Origin of the sequence: Rhizobium sp. Rhizsp82 (genome assembly GCF_047325115.1) — a bacterium.
GTDB lineage: Bacteria > Pseudomonadota > Alphaproteobacteria > Rhizobiales > Rhizobiaceae > Rhizobium.
In genome coordinates, this window is the sequence record NZ_CP168570.1 from 1,497,579 (window position 1) to 1,516,787 (window position 19,209).

Annotated in this window: 21 protein-coding genes; 20 read left to right on the plus strand and 1 reads right to left on the minus strand. The window is 60.6% G+C overall.

Features of this window, described 5'->3' with window-relative positions; genetic code table 11:
- The 11 genes from ACEN84_RS12070 to fliP all read left to right on the plus strand — a co-directional run bounded on the left by ACEN84_RS12070 (window position 1) and on the right by fliP (window position 6,809).
- Complete coding sequence (locus ACEN84_RS12070; protein ID WP_199626183.1) at window positions 1-552, plus strand: flagellar protein; 552 nt, start codon at window positions 1-3, stop codon at window positions 550-552.
- A gap of 165 nt (window positions 553-717) precedes the next feature.
- On the plus strand, window positions 718-1,110 hold the full coding sequence (flgB, locus tag ACEN84_RS12075; RefSeq protein ID WP_112713306.1) for a flagellar basal body rod protein FlgB: 393 nt from the start codon (window positions 718-720) through the stop codon (window positions 1,108-1,110).
- Window positions 1,111-1,114: 4 nt separating this feature from the next.
- The gene (gene flgC, locus ACEN84_RS12080) at window positions 1,115-1,531 is read left to right on the plus strand and encodes a flagellar basal body rod protein FlgC (RefSeq protein WP_112713304.1); all 417 of its coding nucleotides are present in this window, start codon (window positions 1,115-1,117) and stop codon (window positions 1,529-1,531) included.
- A complete protein-coding gene (locus ACEN84_RS12085) occupies window positions 1,531-1,863 on the plus strand; it encodes a flagellar hook-basal body complex protein FliE (protein WP_112713302.1) in 333 nt (110 codons plus the stop codon). The genes flgC and ACEN84_RS12085 overlap by 1 nt, the downstream gene beginning before the upstream one ends.
- An 18-nt stretch (window positions 1,864-1,881) precedes the next feature.
- Window positions 1,882-2,670 (plus strand): flagellar basal-body rod protein FlgG, encoded by a 789-nt coding sequence (gene flgG / locus ACEN84_RS12090; RefSeq protein ID WP_199626184.1) that lies wholly within the window; start codon window positions 1,882-1,884, stop codon window positions 2,668-2,670.
- A gap of 18 nt (window positions 2,671-2,688) precedes the next feature.
- On the plus strand, window positions 2,689-3,171 hold the full coding sequence (gene flgA / locus ACEN84_RS12095) for a flagellar basal body P-ring formation chaperone FlgA (RefSeq protein WP_112713298.1): 483 nt from the start codon (window positions 2,689-2,691) through the stop codon (window positions 3,169-3,171).
- Window positions 3,168-4,292, plus strand: a complete 1,125-nt coding sequence (locus tag ACEN84_RS12100) for a flagellar basal body P-ring protein FlgI (protein WP_112713296.1) — start codon at window positions 3,168-3,170, stop codon at window positions 4,290-4,292. The genes flgA and ACEN84_RS12100 overlap by 4 nt, the downstream gene beginning before the upstream one ends.
- Window positions 4,289-4,831: a MotE family protein gene (locus ACEN84_RS12105; RefSeq protein WP_112713294.1), complete on the plus strand. Its 543-nt coding sequence runs from the start codon at window positions 4,289-4,291 to the stop codon at window positions 4,829-4,831. The genes ACEN84_RS12100 and ACEN84_RS12105 overlap by 4 nt, the downstream gene beginning before the upstream one ends.
- On the plus strand, window positions 4,828-5,544 hold the full coding sequence (gene flgH / locus ACEN84_RS12110) for a flagellar basal body L-ring protein FlgH (RefSeq protein ID WP_112713292.1): 717 nt from the start codon (window positions 4,828-4,830) through the stop codon (window positions 5,542-5,544). Before ACEN84_RS12105 ends, flgH begins: the two co-directional genes overlap by 4 nt.
- Before the next feature lie 12 nt (window positions 5,545-5,556).
- The gene (fliL, locus tag ACEN84_RS12115) at window positions 5,557-6,075 is read left to right on the plus strand and encodes a flagellar basal body-associated protein FliL (RefSeq protein WP_112713290.1); all 519 of its coding nucleotides are present in this window, start codon (window positions 5,557-5,559) and stop codon (window positions 6,073-6,075) included.
- Entirely contained in the window at window positions 6,072-6,809 is a 738-nt protein-coding gene (gene fliP / locus ACEN84_RS12120; protein WP_112713288.1) for a flagellar type III secretion system pore protein FliP, read from the plus strand. Before fliL ends, fliP begins: the two co-directional genes overlap by 4 nt.
- Before the next feature lie 104 nt (window positions 6,810-6,913).
- On the opposite strand, the gene ACEN84_RS12125 is transcribed toward fliP, so the two are convergent.
- Complete coding sequence (locus ACEN84_RS12125; RefSeq protein ID WP_112713286.1) at window positions 6,914-8,830, minus strand: glycosyl transferase; 1,917 nt, start codon at window positions 8,828-8,830, stop codon at window positions 6,914-6,916.
- 392 nt (window positions 8,831-9,222) lie between these two features.
- On the opposite strand from ACEN84_RS12125, the gene ACEN84_RS12130 reads away from it, so the two are divergent.
- The 9 genes from ACEN84_RS12130 (at window position 9,223) to ACEN84_RS12170 (ending at window position 19,022) form a co-directional block, all read left to right on the plus strand.
- Window positions 9,223-10,119, plus strand: a complete 897-nt coding sequence (locus tag ACEN84_RS12130; RefSeq protein ID WP_112713284.1) for a flagellin — start codon at window positions 9,223-9,225, stop codon at window positions 10,117-10,119.
- Window positions 10,120-10,389: 270 nt separating this feature from the next.
- Window positions 10,390-11,289 carry a flagellin gene (locus ACEN84_RS12135; RefSeq protein WP_130279054.1) on the plus strand — a complete coding sequence of 300 codons (900 nt, stop codon included), beginning with the start codon at window positions 10,390-10,392 and terminating at the stop codon, window positions 11,287-11,289.
- Window positions 11,290-11,535: 246 nt separating this feature from the next.
- Window positions 11,536-12,441 carry a flagellin gene (locus ACEN84_RS12140; protein WP_112713280.1) on the plus strand — a complete coding sequence of 302 codons (906 nt, stop codon included), beginning with the start codon at window positions 11,536-11,538 and terminating at the stop codon, window positions 12,439-12,441.
- Between the two features lie 299 nt (window positions 12,442-12,740).
- The gene (locus tag ACEN84_RS12145) at window positions 12,741-13,688 is read left to right on the plus strand and encodes a flagellin (RefSeq protein ID WP_112713278.1); all 948 of its coding nucleotides are present in this window, start codon (window positions 12,741-12,743) and stop codon (window positions 13,686-13,688) included.
- 167 nt (window positions 13,689-13,855) lie between these two features.
- Window positions 13,856-14,494, plus strand: coding sequence for a hypothetical protein (locus tag ACEN84_RS12150; protein ID WP_130279053.1), 639 nt, complete (start codon window positions 13,856-13,858; stop codon window positions 14,492-14,494).
- Complete coding sequence (locus ACEN84_RS12155) at window positions 14,491-15,789, plus strand: MotB family protein (RefSeq protein ID WP_413710987.1); 1,299 nt, start codon at window positions 14,491-14,493, stop codon at window positions 15,787-15,789. The genes ACEN84_RS12150 and ACEN84_RS12155 overlap by 4 nt, the downstream gene beginning before the upstream one ends.
- A 3-nt stretch (window positions 15,790-15,792) precedes the next feature.
- On the plus strand, window positions 15,793-17,106 hold the full coding sequence (gene motC, locus ACEN84_RS12160; RefSeq protein ID WP_413710988.1) for a chemotaxis protein MotC: 1,314 nt from the start codon (window positions 15,793-15,795) through the stop codon (window positions 17,104-17,106).
- A gap of 1 nt (window position 17,107) precedes the next feature.
- Complete coding sequence (locus tag ACEN84_RS12165) at window positions 17,108-18,517, plus strand: flagellar hook-length control protein FliK (RefSeq protein ID WP_413711297.1); 1,410 nt, start codon at window positions 17,108-17,110, stop codon at window positions 18,515-18,517.
- Window positions 18,438-19,022, plus strand: coding sequence for a transglycosylase SLT domain-containing protein (locus ACEN84_RS12170; protein WP_203429578.1), 585 nt, complete (start codon window positions 18,438-18,440; stop codon window positions 19,020-19,022). Before ACEN84_RS12165 ends, ACEN84_RS12170 begins: the two co-directional genes overlap by 80 nt.
- Window positions 19,023-19,209 lie beyond the last annotated feature (187 nt).

Consider the following 19,209-nt stretch of genomic DNA (forward strand, 5'->3'; position numbering starts at 1 on the left):
GTGACCGGGTTTGAAGACGACGACGAGCGCATTGCTCCGCTGAAATCCGATGAGAAGCGCAAGTCGCTGATGCTCGACCGCGTGCTGACCGTGACCGGTCTCGCGCTCGCCGGCGCTGCCGCGATCTTCCCTTGGTACGTCTTCTTCAACGAAGACAAGTTCAGCCTCAATATCGCCCAGGGCGACCGCACCCGCGACCTCCCGGATTGGCCGGCCCGCAATGTCTTCAGCGTGTCGCCGCTGGCGATGGTCAACAAGAACGAAGTCAAGAACAAGCCGGAACCGCCGATCGACCCGCTGACGACAGCAACGGTCTCGAGCGTCGGCAAGGAAATCGACAAGGGCCTGGTCCCGGAAGACCAGCCATTCCCGGCGAGCTCCGGCTTCAAGCTCCTGCATGTCGCAAACGGCCGGGCGCTGATCGAAGACCCCTCGGGCATGTATGTCGTGCGCGTCGGTTCGGTGCTTCCCGACGAAAGCCGCCTGGCGACGATCGAGCAGCGCGACGGCAAATGGGTGATCGTCACCTCCAAGGGCGACATCTACCAGTAAACGTCAGCCTCTCGAGCTGAATGGAATGCTTCACGGCCCCGGTTTTCCGGGGCCTTTCCGTTTGTGCTGCGCCTGATCGGCAACAGGCCGCAAAAGCCGAATTCTCCGTAAGTCTGACGCAAGATTACCGCCCTAGGGTCGTCTCAGTAAAAACGGAGAGTTCCCATGCAACCGATTCAACTTTTCGACTTGGCCTCGCGGCAGGCGGAATGGCTGACGATCCGTCAGGAGGTTGTGGCCGGCAACATCGCGAACGCGAACACGCCGAAGTACCGTGCGAAGGACATCACGCCCTTTCAATCGGTTCTCGACAAGTCTGATGTTGCCATGGCGCGCACCAATCCTGCGCATTTCAGCGGCAATGACTTCAGCACCAGCGGCGACATCGACGTCAAGGAAGCCGCACTCGATCAGGAGATCGGCGTGCAGGAATCCGGCAACACCGTCGGTCTCGCCGAGGAACTCTCCAAGTCCGGCGAAATCAAGCGCCAATACGAGCTGAACACCTCGCTGGTCGGCTCCTTTAATCGAATGATGTTGATGACCGTAAGGAAGTAAAATCGTGGATCCTTTATCAGCAGCCATGAAGATTGCTGGGTCGGGGCTTGAGGCTCAATCGACTCGCCTGCGCATTGTCTCGGAAAACATCGCGAACGCCCGTTCGACCGGCGACACGCCTGGTGCCGATCCCTACCGCCGCAAGACCGTTACCTTCGGCGAACAGGTTGACCGTGCAGCCGGCTTGACCACTGTCAACGTCAAGAAGCTCGGCGTCGACGAATCGGAATTCACCACCGAATACGACCCCAGCAATCCGGCAGCGGATGAGCGCGGCGTGGTGAAGCTGCCGAACGTCAACATGCTGGTCGAAATGGCCGACATGCGCGAAGCCAACCGATCCTATGACGCCAATCTGCAGACCATCAAGCAGACCCGCGACTTGATCTCCTCCACCATCGACCTCCTGAAGAGCCAGTAATGATCAGCAACGTACAGAACATCGGTTCTCTTTCCTCCACACGCGGCCTCGGCAGCGTCGTTGGCGAGAATTCTTCCTCTTCGGTCACTTCGGCGGCCGAAAGTGCAAAGGCAGACCAGAGCTTCGCCTCCGTTATGGGCAACATGGCCACGCAGGCCATAGACTCGGTAAAGGGCGCGGAATCCATGTCCTTCGCCGGCCTCAAGGGCACCGCGACGACCCGCGAGGTCGTCGACTCCATGCTGCAGGCGGAACAGACGCTGCAAACCGCAATTGCCATCCGTGACAAGGTCGTTTCGGCCTTCCTCGACGTCACCAAGATGCAGATGTAACCGGATAAGGACGGACCGATGAGAGCGCTTGCCATTGCGGCCACGGGCATGGATGCCCAGCAGACCAACCTCGAAGTCATCGCGAACAACATCGCGAACATCAACACCACCGGTTTCAAGCGCGCCCGCGCCGAGTTCACCGACCTTCTGTACCAGACCGAGCGCGCCAAGGGCGTTGCCAACCGCGCCAACCAGGCGATCGTGCCGGAGGGCGCGAATATCGGTCTCGGCGTCCAGACCTCGGCCGTACGCAACCTGCACATCCAGGGCGAACTCAGCCAGACCGGCAACGACCTCGACGTCGCGCTCGTCGGCCGCGGCTTCTTCCAGGTTCAGGCGCCTGACGGCACGACGCTCTATTCCCGCGCCGGCGCCTTCAACAAGAACGAGACCGGCCAGCTGGTCACCGCCGACGGCTATACCGTCGTTCCCGGCGTCACCATCCCGACCGGCTCGACGCAGCTGACGATCAGCCGCTCCGGCGAAGTGACCGCCGTTCTCGCCGGCCAGACCGATCCGACCACGCTCGGCCAGCTGACGCTCGCAGACTTCGTCAACGAAGCCGGTCTCCAGCCGATCGGCGACAACCTGTTCCAGCAGACGCCGGCATCCGGCGAAGCTGTCGTCGGCACGCCCGACGAGCAGGGCTACGGCTACATGAAGCAGGGCTACCTGGAATCGTCGAACGTCGATCCGGTGAAGGAAATCACCGACCTGATCTCCGCCCAGCGCGCCTATGAAATGAACTCGAAGGTCATCACCACTGCCGACGAAATGGCCTCCATCGTCAGCAAGAACCTGAAGTAATCTAGGAAAGGGCCGAACATGATGTTTCGCCGGGCGAGAAATACCGTCGCTCTGACGGCATTCGCTGCGATCGCTTATGCCGGGATCCTCGTGACCCCGGCGGCGAACGCCAGCATGGGTTACGCAGTCGTTCCGACCGCGATCATCTATCCCGGCGAAACCATCGCTGCCGGCCAGCTTCAGGAAGTCGAAGTCACCAACCCGAACCTTTCCGGCGGCTATGCAAAGTCGATCGACGAGGTGCAGGGGATGATTTCGAAGCGCACCCTGCTTCCAGGCCGCACGATCAGCGTCTCGGCGCTGCGCGAACCCTACACGGTGACGCGCGGCTCGCAGATCCGGCTGGTCTTCAACATCGGTAACATGACCATCTCGGCGGCCGGTTCGCCGCTGGAAGACGGCTCGACCGGTCAGGTCATCCGCGCCCGCAACATGGATTCGGGCGTCATCATCAGCGGTACAGTCCTCGCTGACGGCACCATTCACGTGGCGGCAAAATGAAGATCGTCTCTCGCATCATCGCCGCGTTTGCGGCTCTTTCCATGTGCATGGGAAGCGTGACGCCCGCCTCGGCGCAGATGGCCTCGCGCATCAAGGATATCGCCTCGCTGCAGGCCGGCCGCGACAACCAGCTGATCGGCTACGGCTTGATCGTCGGTCTGCAGGGAAGCGGTGACGGTTTCCGCGCCTCGCCCTTCACCGAGCAGTCGATGCGCGCCATGCTGCAGAATCTCGGCATCTCGACGCAGGGCGGTGAATCGAACGCCAAGAACACGGCGGCCGTCATGGTCACCGCCAACCTGCCGCCGTTCGCCAGCCCCGGCAGCCGCATCGACGTCAATGTCAGCTCGCTTGGCGATGCCACGTCGCTCCGTGGCGGTACGCTGGTCATGACCTCGCTGTCCGGCGCCGATGGCCAGATCTACGCCGTCGCCCAGGGCTCGGTCGTCGTATCGGGCTTCCAGGCGCAGGGTGCGGCCGCAAGCGTGACCGAAGGCGTGACCACCGCCGGCCGCGTGCCCGGCGGCGCGATCATCGAGCGCGAGCTGCCCTCGCGCTTCAAGGATTCCGTCAATCTCGTTCTGCAGCTGCGCAACCCCGACTTCTCGACGGCCGTGCGCATCGCCGACGTCGTCAACGGTTATGCGTCCTCTCGTTTCGGCGGCCCGGTTGCGGAAGCCAAGGACGCCCAGGAAGTCATCGTCCAGAAGCCGCGCGAAGCCGATCTCACGCGCCTGATGGCCGATATCGAAAATCTCATCGTCGAGACCGACACGCCGGCCAAGGTCGTCGTCAACGAGCGCACCGGCACCATCGTCATCGGTGCGGATGTCCGCGTCTCGCCGGTGGCCGTCAGCTACGGAACGCTGACCGTGCAGGTCACCGAGACGCCACAGGTCATCCAGCCATTGCCCTTCTCCAAGGGGCAGACGGCGGTCCAGCCGCAGACGGATATCGCTGCGCAGAAAACCGGCGGCCGCGTTGCGATATTGCAGGGGCCGGATCTCAGAACGCTCGTCGCCGGCCTGAACAATATCGGCGTCAAGCCTGACGGCATCATCGCCATCCTCCAGGGCATCAAATCTGCAGGCGCTCTGCAGGCGGAGCTCGTACTGCAATGATCAAGCTCAACAAGGATATGACCGTCTCGGAACTCGTGCGGCGCCTGGCATTGCCGGCCGCCGCCGTCATGCTGCTGACGATCCCGGGCGCCTTTGCCCAGGAAGCGCCGAAGCCTGAGGGCGACATCACCTCCGAGGACGAGATCAAGCAGTTCTGCACCAACATTGCCGATCCCGCCCGCGACCAGCGCTATCTGCTGCAGAAGCAGGATCTGGAAAAGCTCCGGGCCGATATCGATACGCGCATGGCCGAGATGGACAAGCGCAAGGCCGAATATCAGGATTGGCTGAAGCGCCGTAACGACTTCCTCAAGCAGGCGGAAGCGGGCCTCACCGACATCTACAAGAATATGAAGCCGGACGCGGCGGCGCTGCAGCTTGAGAAGGCCAATACCGGGATCGCGGCGGCCGTGATCATGCGGCTCGGTGCGCGTCAGTCGAGCCTGATCCTTGCCGAGATGGATCCTGAAAAGGCAGCCGTCATCGCCAACATCATTGCAAGTGCATCCGATCCCAATACGTCGAAGGATCCCTCATGAATAAGCGTTTCCCGGCTGCCATCGCCGCCGTTGCCCTTCTCGCCGGCTGCCAGTCGCCGCAGTCCGTGAGAGAGATCGGCAGGGCGCCCGCCATGAGCCCGATCGGCAGCGGCCTGGCCTATGGCCAGACGCCGCAGATGGCGCTTTATCCAAAGCAGCCGCGCCAGGTCGCACAGGGCTATTCGCTCTGGAGCGATAGCCAGGCCGCGCTCTTCAAGGATGCCCGCGCTCTGAACGTCGGCGATATCCTGACGGTCAACATCCAGATCAACGACAAAGCGTCGTTCGAGAACGATACCAGCCGCAGCCGCACCAATTCCAGCGGCATGAACTGGGACGTCCAAGCCAATATCCTCGGCTGGAACCCGAAGTCCAAGACCGACCTGACCTACGGCTCCGACACGAGCACCGACGGCAAGGGCAAGATCGACCGCTCCGAAAAGCTGACGCTGCTCGTCGCCGCGGTCGTCACCGGCATCCTGGAAAACGGCAACCTGGTCATCAGCGGCTCGCAGGAAGTCCGCGTCAACCAGGAAATCCGTATTCTGAACGTCGCCGGTATCGTTCGCCCGCAGGACGTCAACGCCGAAAACCAGATCTCGTATGAAAAGATCGCCGAAGCCCGCATCTCCTACGGTGGCCGCGGCCGCCTGATGGAAGTGCAGCAGCCGCCGCGCGGCCAGCAGGCCGTCGATCTCTTCTCACCGCTCTAAGGCCAGGAAACCATGGCAGACGAAGAAACAGGCGAAGCCAAACCGAAGAAGAAGTCCGGGGCGATGATGACGATCGTCGGCGTCGCGGTATTGACCCTTCTCGGCGCCGGCGGTGGCTGGGCTGTCGGCTCGATGCTCGCCCCGAACGTCAAGAGCGCCGAGCAGGCCGAAAAGCCGGCCGACCCGAAGGCCGCCGGAGGCGAGAAGAAGGAGGGCGAAACCGGCCTTCCGCATATCTCGACCGAGGCCAACAACGTCGTCCAGCTCGAGCCGATCACCTCGAACCTCGCTTACCCCTCCGAAAACTGGGTGAGGCTAGAGGTCGCACTTCTCTTCAATGGCCCCCCCGACGTGAAGGTCGCGGAGGATATCCATCAGGATATAATGGCTTACATCCGCACTGTTTCGCTGCAGCAGATCGAAGGTCCGCGCGGCTTCCAATATCTACGGGATGACATCCAGGAACGTGTTGACCTGCGCTCTCAGGGGCGCGTATCCAAGGTCATGTTCAGGACCTTTGTCGTCGAATGATTCGGTTCATAATTTTCTTGGCCGCCATGATGGCGGTACCGGAATTGGCGGTGGCTCAGCAGCTGCCGACAAATCTGTTGAATATCCCTGTCGATGGTTCGGTCGCTGCCTGGATCATCCGTACATTCGGCCTTCTGACCGTTCTTTCGGTCGCGCCGGGCATCCTGATCATGGTGACGAGCTTTCCGCGCTTCATCATCGCCTTCTCGATCCTGCGCACCGGCCTCGGCCTCTCCTCGACGCCATCCAACATGATCCTCTTGTCGCTGTCGCTGTTCATGACCTTCTACGTCATGACGCCGACCTTCGACAAAGCCTGGCAGGATGGGGTGCAGCCGCTGCTTTCCAACCAGATCCAGGAACAGGAAGCCATCCAGCGCATCGCCGAGCCGTTCCGCACCTTCATGGCCGCCAATACCCGCGACAAGGATCTGGCGCTGTTCGTCGATCTTGCACGTGAGCGTGGCCAGAATGTCCAGACCGGCGCCCAGATCGATTACCGCGTGCTGATCCCGGCCTTCATGATCTCGGAAATCCGCCGCGGCTTCGAAATCGGCTTCCTCGTGGTTCTGCCGTTCCTCGTCATCGACCTGATCGTCGCCACCATCACCATGGCCATGGGTATGATGATGCTGCCGCCGACGTCGATCTCGCTGCCCTTCAAGATCCTCTTCTTCGTGCTCATCGACGGCTGGAACCTCCTGGTCGGCAGCCTGGTTCGCTCGTTCAGCTAAGCCACGGCAGTTTTCCCTGGCCGTGTCTTCGGCCGCCACAGCAGACAACAAAAAACCCGCCTGGATCTCTCCGGCGGGTTTTGTGTTTGTCGGTCTCTCGAACCTTATGCGGTCCAGAACGGCTGCGTGCGGGCCGGCAGGGCAGGGACGTCGAAGTGGTCGGGAGCCTCGCCGCGCTTGGCGCGGTCGGCCATAGTCACGAAGGCCTGCTCGAGATGCTTGCAGAAGCGCTCGGCATCGAAGAGCGGAGCGATATAGCGCTGCTCGGCGAGATGCGCCTTGTAGGCCGTGACCTTCTCGCGATTGTTGGCGAGCTCGACAGCCATATCCTCGTAATCCTGCAGATCCTTGCCGACCAGCTCCGGCAGGCCGATGGCGTTCAGCAGGCTCTCGCTGACGCGCGAGGCGAAGTTGGTGCCCTTCATCGTCAGAACCGGCAGGCCGCCCCACAGCTGTTCCGATGTGGTGGTGTGACCGTTGACGGGGAAGGTGTCGATACCGAGATCGGCGGCCTGGATACGGTCGATATGCTCCTGGTAGCCGGTACGGGCGCAGAAGATGATCCTGTTCGCCGCGATACCGGATGCCCGGAACGCCTTGCGCAGGTTCTCCTCGTTGCGCGGAGAATTGCTCATCAGCCACAGGACGCTGTTCGGCGCCCGTTTCAGGATCCGCGTCCAGCTCGCAATGGCTTCCGGCGTGATCTTGCGGTTACCGTTGAACGAGGCGAATACGAAGGCATCGTCTGCCAGGCCGTATTGCTCGCGCGTCACCGGCTTCGGCTGCGGACGGTTCGACGGGTCGTTCGGCTGGTAGCTCTCCGGCATGCGGCAGAACTTCTCGTGGTAGAACGGCTTGGCGACGTCAGGCAGGACGAACTGGTCGCCGATGACGTAGTCGAGGTCGATCCCCAGCGTGCTGCCCGGAAAGCCGAGCCATGCGACGTGCACGGGCGCCAGCGGGATGTTGAAGCTGTTGGCGCGGCTATCTGCGGTATGACCCTTCAGGTCGACCATGATGTCGATATTGTGCTCGCGCACCAGCCGGAGCACTTCCTGGTCGGAGACGCCGTGGATGTCGACGATCGTGCCCCACTTGCTGCGGTCGGTCTTGTTGTTCAACAGGGCATAGGGGCCGCTGTGGTCGAACAGCACGATCTCGAACTTGTCGCGATCGTGGAGTTCGAGAACCCGCTGCATCAGCTTCATGGTTGCGTGGTTGTCCCAGAAGTCGGCGGACATGTAGCCGATGCGGATCTTGTCCGACCATGCATGCGGCTGCGCCCGGCGCGCCGCGACCTTGTCGGGATCGAGCTTCGGTACGCCGACCATCGGCAGGCGGTTGAGATCTTCGTTGCCGCACCAGTGCAGGTGATAGAAGGGATGGTCCTTGCGCAACACTTCCGGCCGGCCGTCGAGGACCGCGTCGTCCACGACCTTCTGGTGCCTGAGGCTTTCCTCGTAGTCGTTGAATTCGCGCAGGAAGATCAGATACAGGAAGCGCGCCGAGAAATCCTTCGGGAAGCGCTTGAAGATGTTGCGGGCGAGCTGCTCGTTGGACGGGTCGCTGAGGTCGTTGGAGACCAGCGTCGCGGCGGCCTGGAGATGTTCGCGGTTGCTGCTCTTGGACAGCACGTTCTTCAGCGGCTGGATCAGATCGCGCTGCTGGCGCGCATAGAAGACCGAGACCAGGATGAATGCCAGGTCGGGATCCTTCTGCGCCTTCTCGAAGTTGCGCATGCAGATGACCAGCGCTTCATCGTGTTCGCCGCAATCGTAGTGCAGGCGCGCGGCAAGCTTGTAATATTCGTAGGCGTTCGCACCGCCGGCCTTGGCCGCAAGCCCGTAGGACTTCGCCGCGTCGGACTTGAAGCCGAGCTGCAGCAGGTTCTTTGCGAGCAGGGCGTAGGTCTTCGCATCCTTCTGGGTGTCAATCAGCTGGTTCAGTGTTGCGAGGGACTGCGTATAGCGGCCTGCCTGAAATTCTCGGGACGCCACCGAAAACGAGACTTTGCTGTTCAAAACCGAACTCCGTTAGGAAATGCGCTGATCAAAACATCGATGCTGCCGCACGCAGCGAGCCGCCGCGTCTGGACGAGGCGAGCTGTGCTGTTTCTGGCCATGGCACATTTGCATCCGAAGCTTGCACGAAGCCGGTGTATTGCTTTGGAACGGGCGGAATTTAACTGTCTCCGACCCCCTGTTCCGGATTGTTTAACTATAGACTGCAGGGGTTTGGCGCCCCCTGCCACTTTTAAGAAGTTGGCAAGTATTGGCTGCGAGATTGCCCTGGACATGACGGGTTTGGGGCCAAAAAAGAAGGCGCCGAGTTGCATGAAGCAGGTCCGTCATCGCCGGTAATAGCAGTCCGGTAATGTCCTCCTTTTTGTATCTAGTTTTCTAGGGGACAGATTATGACAAGCATTAACACCAACACTTCCGCAATGGCAGCTCTCCAGACGCTGCGTAACGTCAACCAGAACCTCTCCTCCACGCAGAGCCACGTTTCGTCGGGCCTGCGCGTTGGCAAGGCTTCCGACAACGCTGCTTACTGGTCTATCGCCACGACGATGAAGTCGGACAACAAGGCCCTCGGCGCTGTTTCTGACGCTCTCGGCATGGGCGCTGCTAAGGTCGACACGGCTTACACCGCCGTTGAAAGCTCGATCGACGTCGTTTCCGAAATCAAGTCGAAGCTGGTTGCTGCAACTGAAGACGGCGTTGACAAGTCCAAGGTTCAGGACGAAATCACCCAGCTCCAGGCTCAGCTGAAGAGCATTGCTTCTTCCGCTTCGTTCAACGGCGAAAACTGGGTTGCCAACACCGCCGGCGAAACGATGAGCGTTGTCTCGTCCTTCGTCCGCAGCAGCTCGGGTGCCGTTTCGGTCACGACTTCGGAATACACGGCTGCCGATACCGACCTGCTCTACACCGACGCAACTGCCGGCACCGGCGGTATCCTCGGCACGGCTGGCGCTTCGTCGGGCAAGTCGATCACCGAGTTCACGATCGACTCCTCCACGACCAAGGGCGGCATCGACAACCTGCTTTCGGACGTTGAAACCGCACTGAAGAGCATGACCTCGCTCGGCTCCAAGTTCGGCTCGATCTCCTCGCGCATCGACATGCAGTCGAACTTCGTCTCGTCGCTCAGCGACTCGATCGAATCGGGTGTTGGCCGCCTCGTTGACGCGGACATGGAAGAAGAGTCCTCCAAGCTGACCGCGCTGCAGACGCAGCAGCAGCTCGCGATCCAGTCGCTCTCGATCGCTAACTCCTCTTCGCAGAACATCCTGTCGCTCTTCCGCTAAGACCGGAACAGCACATCGCAAAAATGGAAATGGCCGGTGTTTCACCGGCCATTTTTCGTTAACAAGCCATTAATGCTAAAATAGCGTAAGTTACCGATTTTTAACGATTTTTTTTGGGTCGTGTTTAGGTTGTTTTAACTATGATGCTGTTTCCTAGGGACATCGAAACGGCGGTCGATCAACAGACGATCGGCAGGCATGACGCTGAGCGCCGTTCCCGGTGAGACCGGAATGCCCTTCATCACGTAGCCAATTAGGGGCACATTTAAAATGACCAGCATTCTTACCAACAATTCCGCAATGTCCGCACTGCAGACGCTGCGCAACGTCAACCAGAACCTGTCCGACACCCAGAACCACGTTTCGTCGGGCCTGCGCGTTGGCAAGGCTGCCGACAACGCAGCTTACTGGTCGATTGCCACGACGATGAAGTCGGACAACAAGGCCCTCGGCGCTGTTTCTGACGCTCTCGGCATGGGCGCTGCCAAGGTCGACACGGCTTACACTGCCGTTGAAAGCTCGATCGACGTCGTTTCCGAAATCAAGTCGAAGCTGGTTGCTGCAACCGAAGACGGCGTTGACAAGTCCAAGGTTCAGGACGAAATCACCCAGCTCCAGGCTCAGCTGAAGAGCATCTCTTCTTCCGCTTCGTTCAACGGCGAAAACTGGGTTGCCAACACCGCCGGCGAAACGATGAGCGTTGTCTCGTCCTTCGTCCGCAGCAGCTCCGGCGGCGTTTCGGTCACGACGACCGAGTACACGGCTGCCGAAACCGACCTGCTCTACACCGACGCAACGGCTGGTACGGGTGGTATTCTCGGCACGACCGGCGCTTCGTCGGGCTTCTCGATCACCTCGTTCACGATCGGCGCTTCCACGACCAAGGGCGACATCGACAACCTGCTGACCGACGTTGAAACCGCTCTGAAGGACATGACTTCGCTCGGTTCGAAGTTCGGTTCGATCTCCTCGCGCATCGACATGCAGTCCAACTTCGTTTCGTCGCTCAGCGACGCAATCGACTCGGGTGTTGGCCGCCTCGTTGACGCGGACATGGAAGAAGAGTCCTCCAAGCTGACCGCGCTGCAGACGCAGCAGCAGCTCGCGATCCAGTCGCTCTCGATCGCCAACTCCTCTTCGCAGAATATCCTGTCGCTCTTCCGCGGCTAATAAGTCCAGAAAACATACCCGCCGGCTTAGCCGGGCGGGCACTGAAAAGAAGCCGCGCCTTAACAGGTGCGGCTTTTTGTCGTTGGCGTTAACGATTTGTTAACCATTTTGCCGTCTTCTGCGCTCAACGTAACGGTGAGTTAACCGAGATTAATCGCAGGTTAACAGGCATGAGCGCTGCTTCCCGTTCCCGGTAGGCCGGAATGTCCCTTCTCGACGTTTTTGCCAATAAGGGGCGCATTTTTCATGACGAGCATTTTGACGAACGTCGCAGCCATGGCTGCACTTCAGACACTTCGTAGCATTAATAATAATCTTGAAACGACACAGAACCATGTTTCCTCGGGTTACCGTGTCTCCAAGGCTGCAGATAACGCAGCCTACTGGTCGATTGCGACCACCATGCGCTCCGACAACAAGGCCCTGTCCGCAGTCTCCGACGCACTGGGTCTTGGCGCCGCAAAGGTAGACACCGCCTACTCTGCGATGGACAACGCCATCGACGTCGTCACCGAAATCAAGGCCAAGATCGTCGCCGCAACCGAAAAGGGCGTCGATCGCACCAAGATCCAGGAAGAAGTGAAGCAGCTGCAGTCGCAGCTCCTCAGCATTGCCCAATCGGCATCCTTCTCCGGCGAAAACTGGGTCGCAGGCAACGAAACGAAGAGCGTCGTCTCCTCCTTCGTCCGCGACGGCAACGGCGAAACCTCGGTTACGACCACCGAATACGTCCTCAATTCGGCCTCTAACGGCAACGTCCTGTTCGGCACCAGCAACGGCGCGATCGATACATCCACCGGTATCATCGGCTCGACCAACGGCACTGTCGGCTCGATCTTCTCGCTCGACATCTCCAACATGTCGGACGGCGATATCACACTCGCGTTGAACGTCGTCGAGCAGGGTCTGGAATCGATGACAAAGGCTGCCTCGCAGCTCGGCTCGATCTCGACGCGAATTCAGCTGCAGGAGAATTTCGTCTCGTCATTGAGCGACTCGATCGACTCCGGTGTCGGCCGTCTCGTCGATGCGAACATGGAAGAGGAATCGTCCAAACTGACGGCGTTGCAGACACAGCAGCAGCTTGCCATCCAGTCGCTGTCGATCGCAAATTCGAGCGCACAGAACGTTCTCACGCTCTTCCAGCGCTAAGCCGGAAAATTGAAGCTGGATCGAATCTTGCGTCGCGATTTTCAACCGGCAGAAAAGATCTCGAAATCGCGCTCAAAGGGCGCGATTTCTCATTTAAAAACAATTTGTTACAGCGATCGTGAAGTTTCCGCCCGCCGGACCGCTCCAAGCCTTGAAAGCATGCTTAAGTTCGGGTTAATTTCACCGGCGAGTTGATTTGTTTACAGCGACGCACCGGCCAATTGCCGGGGGCATGAGGCCATAATCTGTCGCTACCGGTTTCCGGTCTGTCCCTTTCCATTCATACAAGAGATCGACAGATGGCTTATTCCATTCAGGACCCTGCTGCGCTGACCGCACTGAACGTTATGCGCGGCCTCGGCAAGGATAACGACAAGATCCAGCAGCAGATCTCGTCCGAGCTGCGCATCCAGTCCGCGGCCGATGACGCCACCTACTGGTCCTACGCCCAGACGCTGCGCACCGACGGCAATTCGCTGAAGACCATCGACGACGCTCTCGGCCTCGGCGCTGCCAAGGTCGATACGACCTACACGTCGATGAACTCGCTGATCGACCTCGTCACCAACATCAAGTCGACGCTCGTCTCGGCTGCCGACCCGGCAAACGATCGCGACAAGCTGAACACCACGCTTCAGCAGCTGAAGGGCCAGCTCCAGTCCGCCGTCACCGGCACCAGCTTCTCCGGCGAAAACTGGCTCTACAACAACAGCTCCGCCATGCCCGACACCCGCTCGGTGATCGGTGGCTATACGCGCGGTCCGAACGGCCAGTTCTACCCCGAGAATATCAGCATTCCCTCGTCGAACCTGGTGATGATCGATTCCCGCGACGCGTCGAAGGGTCTGCTGACGAAGGCGATCGATCCCGGCAATGGCACCGGTAGCCAGTTCTACCTGCTCAACGCCAACTCCAGCACGCCGGCCGGCGGCACCGAGATTGCGCTTTCGGACAGCACATCGAGCCAGGACCTTGCCGACATGCAGTCCGCGGTCGAGAAGATCCTCTCGAGCCTGAACACGACGGCATCCGGTCTCGGCATCATGCAGAACCAGATCGACGCCCGTTCCGATTACATCAGCAAGATGATGGATTCGCTGGACACCACGGTTGGCGCGCTCGTCGACACCGACATGGACGAAGCCTCCACGCGCCAGACGGCCATCGGGACGCAGCTTAACGTTGCCACCGAAGCGATGAACATCCTCAACACGTCGGCCGGCAACATCCTGATCCTTCTCGAGTAGCATTCCCGTCCAGATGGCGGGCGTTTGCGCCCGCCATTCATCCTCGCGCAAGTTTGGCTTTCTAGGTTTCAGGCAAGGATGGCGCATCAGGTTTTGGGCGGCCGTCGGAATTGGTTTGAACGGGGCGCAGGCATGCCGCATCTTTTCGCAGATAACGGGTCGACACGATGAGCGCGATGCTTTCCCGCTATCTCAAGGATTTCAGTGACATCAAGCCCGTCGCCCCGGCTCCGGAGCCGATGGAGTTTGCCGACGATACCTTTGGCGGCTTCGCCGATATCGCCGAAGAGCCGGTTGTCGATCTGGAAGCCGAGAAGCGCGGCGCCTATGCCGAGGGCCATGCGGCCGCGACGGCGGAGCTCAGCGAAAAGCATGCCGTCGAAATGCAGACCCTCGAACTCATTCACCAGCGTGAATTCGAGGAGCTGAAGGCCAAGTATGAGGAAGAGCTGGCGGCGCTGATTGCCGCGCGTCTTTCCAATATCGCATTCGATGTCGCCGATCTCGTCAGCGCCGCAGCCGTCAAGGCGGTTGCGCCTGTCGTGACAGAGGCAGTCGCCGAGGATGCCGTCAAAAGTCTCGCCGCCCTGTTGCGCGAGGCGATCCTGGATGGCGCTGCCGGCCCTGTTGTCGTCAAGGGACCGGCGAAACTCTTTGCCCTGCTGGAAAAGGCACTCGGCGAGAAGCCCGGTCTGCTGCGTCATCTCGAAACCGATGATGTGGATCTTGCAGTTGAGGTTGATGGTTCCGTTCTCGTGACGCGCATCTCGGCCTGGTCGGCCAGCCTGAAGAAAGTTCTGGAATGAGCGAGAGCGAAAATCACCACCACGGCAAGAACGAAGTCATCATCGTCAAGAAACATGGCGGTGGCGACCACGATGGCGCCCATGGTGGCGCCTGGAAGATTGCCTATGCCGACTTCATGACGGCGCTGATGGCCTTCTTTCTCGTCATGTGGCTGGTCAACGCCGCCAACGAGGAAACCAAGGCCTCGGTCGCGACCTACTTCAATCCGATCAAGCTCGCCGATGAAAAGCCGACCGAAAAGGGCCTGAAGAAGCCTGTCGATACGGCTGACGGCGAGGAGACGAAGGACAAGTCCAAGCAGAAGGAAGAGCAGCAGACGCAGGGCGCATCGGCTGCAAGCGGCGACGACCAGACATCGACCTCTGGCGACCAGACCAACTATTCCGAAGCCGACTTCTTCGAGAACCCATACTCCGTGCTGGCCGAGATCGCCCAGGAAGTCGGGCAGCAGGCCAATGTCAGCGCCAAGGGGGAGGGCGGTGCGGCCGATTCCGGCCCCGCGACCGGCGCCGATGGCGGTCAAGCCTATCGCGATCCCTTCGATCCGGATTTCTGGACGAAGCAGGTCGAGGTGACGCGCGCCGACAATCCCGGCAAGACGCCGGCGACCAAGGACGCCAAGGAACAGCCTGACGCGACCGAGCTGGCAAAACTGGAAGCCGAGAAGCCGGACACCGACACCGCGGACGCCAAGCCCGCCGACCAGCATGGAAAGCCGGCCGACAAACAGCATGACAAGACCGCAGACGGCAAGGCTGATGATCAGAAGCCTGACGATGCCGCAAAGACCGAAGAAGAAAAGTCCGATCCGGTCAAGCAGGCTGAGGAAGAGAAGAAGGCCGACGAACTGAAGCAGGAGATCGCCAAGCAGATCACCGGCGTCGCCGGCAAGCTTGCCGAAGGTCTCACCGTCGTTCCGGCGGAAGGCGGGCTGCTGGTCAGTCTGTCGGACCAGGCGAACGACTCCATGTTCAATGTCGGCTCGGCCGTTCCCCGCAAGGAAATGGTTCTGGCGATGGAGAAGATCGGCGAAGTGCTGAAGGCCCGCCAGGGTGCGGTCGTCATCCGCGGCCACACCGACGCGCGCCAGTACAAGGGCGCCGATAACGAGAACTGGCGCCTGTCCATGGACCGCGCCCAGGCTGCCTACTACATGCTGGTTCGCGGCGGTCTCGGAGAGGGGCGTGTCTCGCAGGTCTCCGGCTTTGCCGATCGCAAGCTGAAGCTGCCCGATGATCCGCTCAATGCCGCAAACCGCCGTATCGAAATCCTCGTCCAGGGGGATCAGGGGTAAGCCATGGCGCGCCGCAAGCACCATCGTCTTCTGTCGATCGCACTCGGGCTGGCGCTTGCAGCGCCTGCGGCCGCGCGCGCCGACGAGCAGGAAGATCTGGCGCCTTACAAGATGCTGCGCTCGCTGCAGTTCGTGCAGGATTCCGTTGTCTCAGGCGATCACTCCGCCGCGGAAATGCAGCGCTTCATGCTGGGCACGATCGATCAGCGCTTACGCACCGTCGATCCCGCCGTCTTTGATGACGATCGCAACGTCGATGCGGCGCTTGTCTATGCGATGAGCGGCGGTAACCCCGCCACGCTCGAATATCTCGTCTCCCGCGACGTCAACGGCTATTTCGACAATCGCGTCACCGATGTGTTGCGCAAGTATTTGAGCGGCAAGGGCCTGCTCGTCGCCAAGACGCTGGTCGAAACCGCAAACGAATATCGCGACAAGAAGATCGGCCCCTATCTCTCGCTGGTCGGCGGCAACGTCATGGTTGCCCGCAGCCCGCTCGAGGCGCTGAAGCTCTACGATCAGGCGCGCCTGTCGGCGCCCGGTACTATCGTCGAGGAGGCGGCGTTGCGCCGCTCTGTGGCGATCAGCGTCGAGGCCGGGCTTGTCGACAAGGGCATGGCCTATTCGCAGCGCTATGTCCGCCGCTTCCTGCACTCTCCCTATGCCAGCCAGTTCGCCGATCTCTTCGTCAAGCTGATCGTCGATCATGAGCATGACGTGAAGACCGAGGACGTCGTCAGCATCCTGAGTTTCATGGATGATGCGCGTCAGCGCGAAGTCTATCTGCGCATCGCGCGCGCGGCCGGCATCGCCGGCAAGGTCGAGCTCTCCAAGACTGCTGCCGAACACGCGCAGACCCTGTCGGGCGGCGAAACCGATCCGCTCGGCGCGCTGGCGAGCTTCTATGGCAATATGGCGTCGGTCTCGACGCCGGACGTCGATTCGGCGGCCCAGCATATCGGCAAGGTCGCCGATGGCGATCTCTCGGATCGCGACAAGGCGCTGCGGGCCGCTGCCCGCTCCGTGGCGGAACAAGTATTGAAGGCGCCTGACCCTGCAAGCTTGACGCAAGCAAGCGATTCTACTTCTTCTAATGAAGAGAATACTTCAGAACAGGCCGCTGTTACTACGGACGCCGAATCGCAATCGCCCACCGCTCCCCCATCGGAACCGGTTGACGACGGAGCGGCACCGGCGCTCCCGGCAGACAGCAGCCAGGACCAGCAGAATGCTGATCCTGCCTACAAATCCTTTATGGCTGCGAACCGGTCCAAGCTTGACGATATCGACAAGTTGCTGGGCGAAGAGGGCAATTGAGATCATGGATATCAGCGTTTCGGGGGGAACGGCACCGGTTGAGGCGCCGTCAGCGAAATCCAATCGCCCTGTCGGCAAGGACGATGATGGCGGCAAGGGCGGCTTTTCGGACGTCCTGCAGAAAGCCGGCGATAACGGCCAGGGGGCGAACGACGCGCAGGCCGCTGACGGCTCGCAACCCGCTGACACCCAGGCCGACGCCAATGTCATCGCCCGGTCGCGCCAGCATCCGAAGCCGATCATCGACCTCAGCGACACCTCGCTGAAGCAGCAGGCCGAAACCAAGCCGGAAACGGTCTCGGTCGGCAAGACGCTGAAGGAACAGTTGCAGGAAGCCGCTGCGCTGCCGAAGGAAAAGAATACCAAGGACAAGTCCGACAAGCTCGACGAAGACACCCTGCCGCAGGCCGCCAAGGGTGCCAAGCCGGCAAAGGGCGAAGAAACCAAGAAGTCTTCCAAGGGCGAGACCGAGGATGCAGCAAGCGATGCGCTCGATCTCCTGAAGAAAGACGTCCCGCAGCAGCCTGCCGTGATCACCACGGTCATGCAGGGCACCGCCGTGAAGGCGAAGGACGACACCGCGCCTGGCAAGGACAAGAAGGACGATAAGGTCGAGGCAACCGGCAAGGCGGAAACGCATGCCACGGACGCGCTGGCGGCGATCAGCGGCCCGAAGGCTGCCGAGGTTCCCGTGCCCGGCGCTGAGGGCTCCGAGGCTGCCGATGGCAAGATCTTCCGTTTGAGCCGCGCCGATGGCCGCGGTGAATCGATGGATATTCATATCGGCGCCGAAAATGCCGGAGAGACCGGCGCCAAGGCCAAGACGGATGTCGAGAACGTCACCGTGCTCGAATCGCGCCGCTATATCGGCCTCGCGCAGAACTCCGCTTCGGTCACCGCTGCCATCAGCGGCGACAAGGAATGGGCGCAGGCCATGCAGCCTGGCTCGGCGCTGTCGAACGCCGCCGAGTGGACGAGCACCGGCAAGGTCGTCAATACGCTGAAGATCCAGATGACGCCGATCGATCTCGGTCTCGTCACGGCGACGATGCGCCTGTCCGGCGATGCCCTCAACGTCGATCTGAAGGTCGAGACGGGTGCGGCCTACCGTCAGCTCAAGGAAGATCACAGCAAGATCCTCGAATCGCTGCGCAGCCAGGGCTACACGGTCGACAACGTTACCATCAGCATGGCGCCGGTCGAAAAGACCGACACCAGCGCGCAGGCGAACGCACAGGGCCAGTCCGGCCAGCAATCCCTGCAGCAGGGACAGGGCGGCGAGGCGCGTGAGCGCCAGTCGCAGACCGCACAGCGAGGGAATGGAGGCTTTGATGGCGCAGCTGAGACCGGCGTGGAAGGCGCTGCTTCTGGCTCCGATCGCAGCAGCGGTTCTGGCGGCGTTTACCTCTGAGGCAGCCGCCTCTAACGGGGCCTGCGAGAAGGAAATCCAGTCGGCCGCTGCCAAGTACGGCATCCCCGAAGGCATCCTTTACTCGGTCGGTTTGACGGAGACGGGACGCAAGGGATCGTTGTATCCCTTCGCGCTCAATATTGAGGGAAAGGCGGTCTTTCCACCCTCCGAAGCAGATGCGATGCGCCAGTTCGATACGGCGACCCGCGCCGGCGCGAAACTGATCGACATCGGCTGCATGCAGATCAACCATTACTTTCATGGCGAGAACTTCCGCTCCGCCGAGGAGATGTTTGACCCGCACACCAATGTGGAATATGCGGCGAAGTTCCTGCGCAACCTCCACGACCGTCACGAAACCTGGACGATGGCGGTAGCGAGATACCACGCAGGACCCAACAACGACCCCGCGCAGAAGCAGTATGTCTGCCGGGTGATCGCCAATCTGGTCGCCACTGGCTACGGCAAGTGGACTCCTAATGCGAGTAACTTCTGTCAGAATTGATGCAATCAAAGATGGCAAAAAGAGAACAAAGCGGAATCGTGTCGAAATGTGGCAGGAATCCGCCAGAATCTGGCCACGCAAGGCCTAATTTACCAGGTGTTAACTTTTCCACGAAATTTTTGTGTGCATAAGTCCGATGACCTACTATATGTAGAGCAAATCGGGACGCAAAGGTTAAGCAACTATT

What these genes read in the sequence shown, in the direction of transcription:
- ACEN84_RS12150 (WP_130279053.1), top strand. Translation starts at nt 13,856, where the DNA reads ATGAGCGCGATGCTTTCCCGCTATCTCAAGGATTTCAGTGACATCAAG.
- flgB (WP_112713306.1), top strand. Translation starts at nt 718, where the DNA reads ATGCAACCGATTCAACTTTTCGACTTGGCCTCGCGGCAGGCGGAATGG.
- ACEN84_RS12170 (WP_203429578.1), top strand. Translation starts at nt 18,438, where the DNA reads ATGGCGCAGCTGAGACCGGCGTGGAAGGCGCTGCTTCTGGCTCCGATC.
- ACEN84_RS12155 (WP_413710987.1), top strand. Translation starts at nt 14,491, where the DNA reads ATGAGCGAGAGCGAAAATCACCACCACGGCAAGAACGAAGTCATCATC.
- ACEN84_RS12100 (WP_112713296.1), top strand. Translation starts at nt 3,168, where the DNA reads ATGAAGATCGTCTCTCGCATCATCGCCGCGTTTGCGGCTCTTTCCATG.
- flgA (WP_112713298.1), top strand. Translation starts at nt 2,689, where the DNA reads ATGATGTTTCGCCGGGCGAGAAATACCGTCGCTCTGACGGCATTCGCT.
- ACEN84_RS12105 (WP_112713294.1), top strand. Translation starts at nt 4,289, where the DNA reads ATGATCAAGCTCAACAAGGATATGACCGTCTCGGAACTCGTGCGGCGC.
- ACEN84_RS12145 (WP_112713278.1), top strand. Translation starts at nt 12,741, where the DNA reads ATGGCTTATTCCATTCAGGACCCTGCTGCGCTGACCGCACTGAACGTT.
- motC (WP_413710988.1), top strand. Translation starts at nt 15,793, where the DNA reads ATGGCGCGCCGCAAGCACCATCGTCTTCTGTCGATCGCACTCGGGCTG.
- ACEN84_RS12130 (WP_112713284.1), top strand. Translation starts at nt 9,223, where the DNA reads ATGACAAGCATTAACACCAACACTTCCGCAATGGCAGCTCTCCAGACG.
- flgH (WP_112713292.1), top strand. Translation starts at nt 4,828, where the DNA reads ATGAATAAGCGTTTCCCGGCTGCCATCGCCGCCGTTGCCCTTCTCGCC.
- ACEN84_RS12135 (WP_130279054.1), top strand. Translation starts at nt 10,390, where the DNA reads ATGACCAGCATTCTTACCAACAATTCCGCAATGTCCGCACTGCAGACG.
- ACEN84_RS12140 (WP_112713280.1), top strand. Translation starts at nt 11,536, where the DNA reads ATGACGAGCATTTTGACGAACGTCGCAGCCATGGCTGCACTTCAGACA.
- fliP (WP_112713288.1), top strand. Translation starts at nt 6,072, where the DNA reads ATGATTCGGTTCATAATTTTCTTGGCCGCCATGATGGCGGTACCGGAA.
- fliL (WP_112713290.1), top strand. Translation starts at nt 5,557, where the DNA reads ATGGCAGACGAAGAAACAGGCGAAGCCAAACCGAAGAAGAAGTCCGGG.
- flgG (WP_199626184.1), top strand. Translation starts at nt 1,882, where the DNA reads ATGAGAGCGCTTGCCATTGCGGCCACGGGCATGGATGCCCAGCAGACC.
- ACEN84_RS12085 (WP_112713302.1), top strand. Translation starts at nt 1,531, where the DNA reads ATGATCAGCAACGTACAGAACATCGGTTCTCTTTCCTCCACACGCGGC.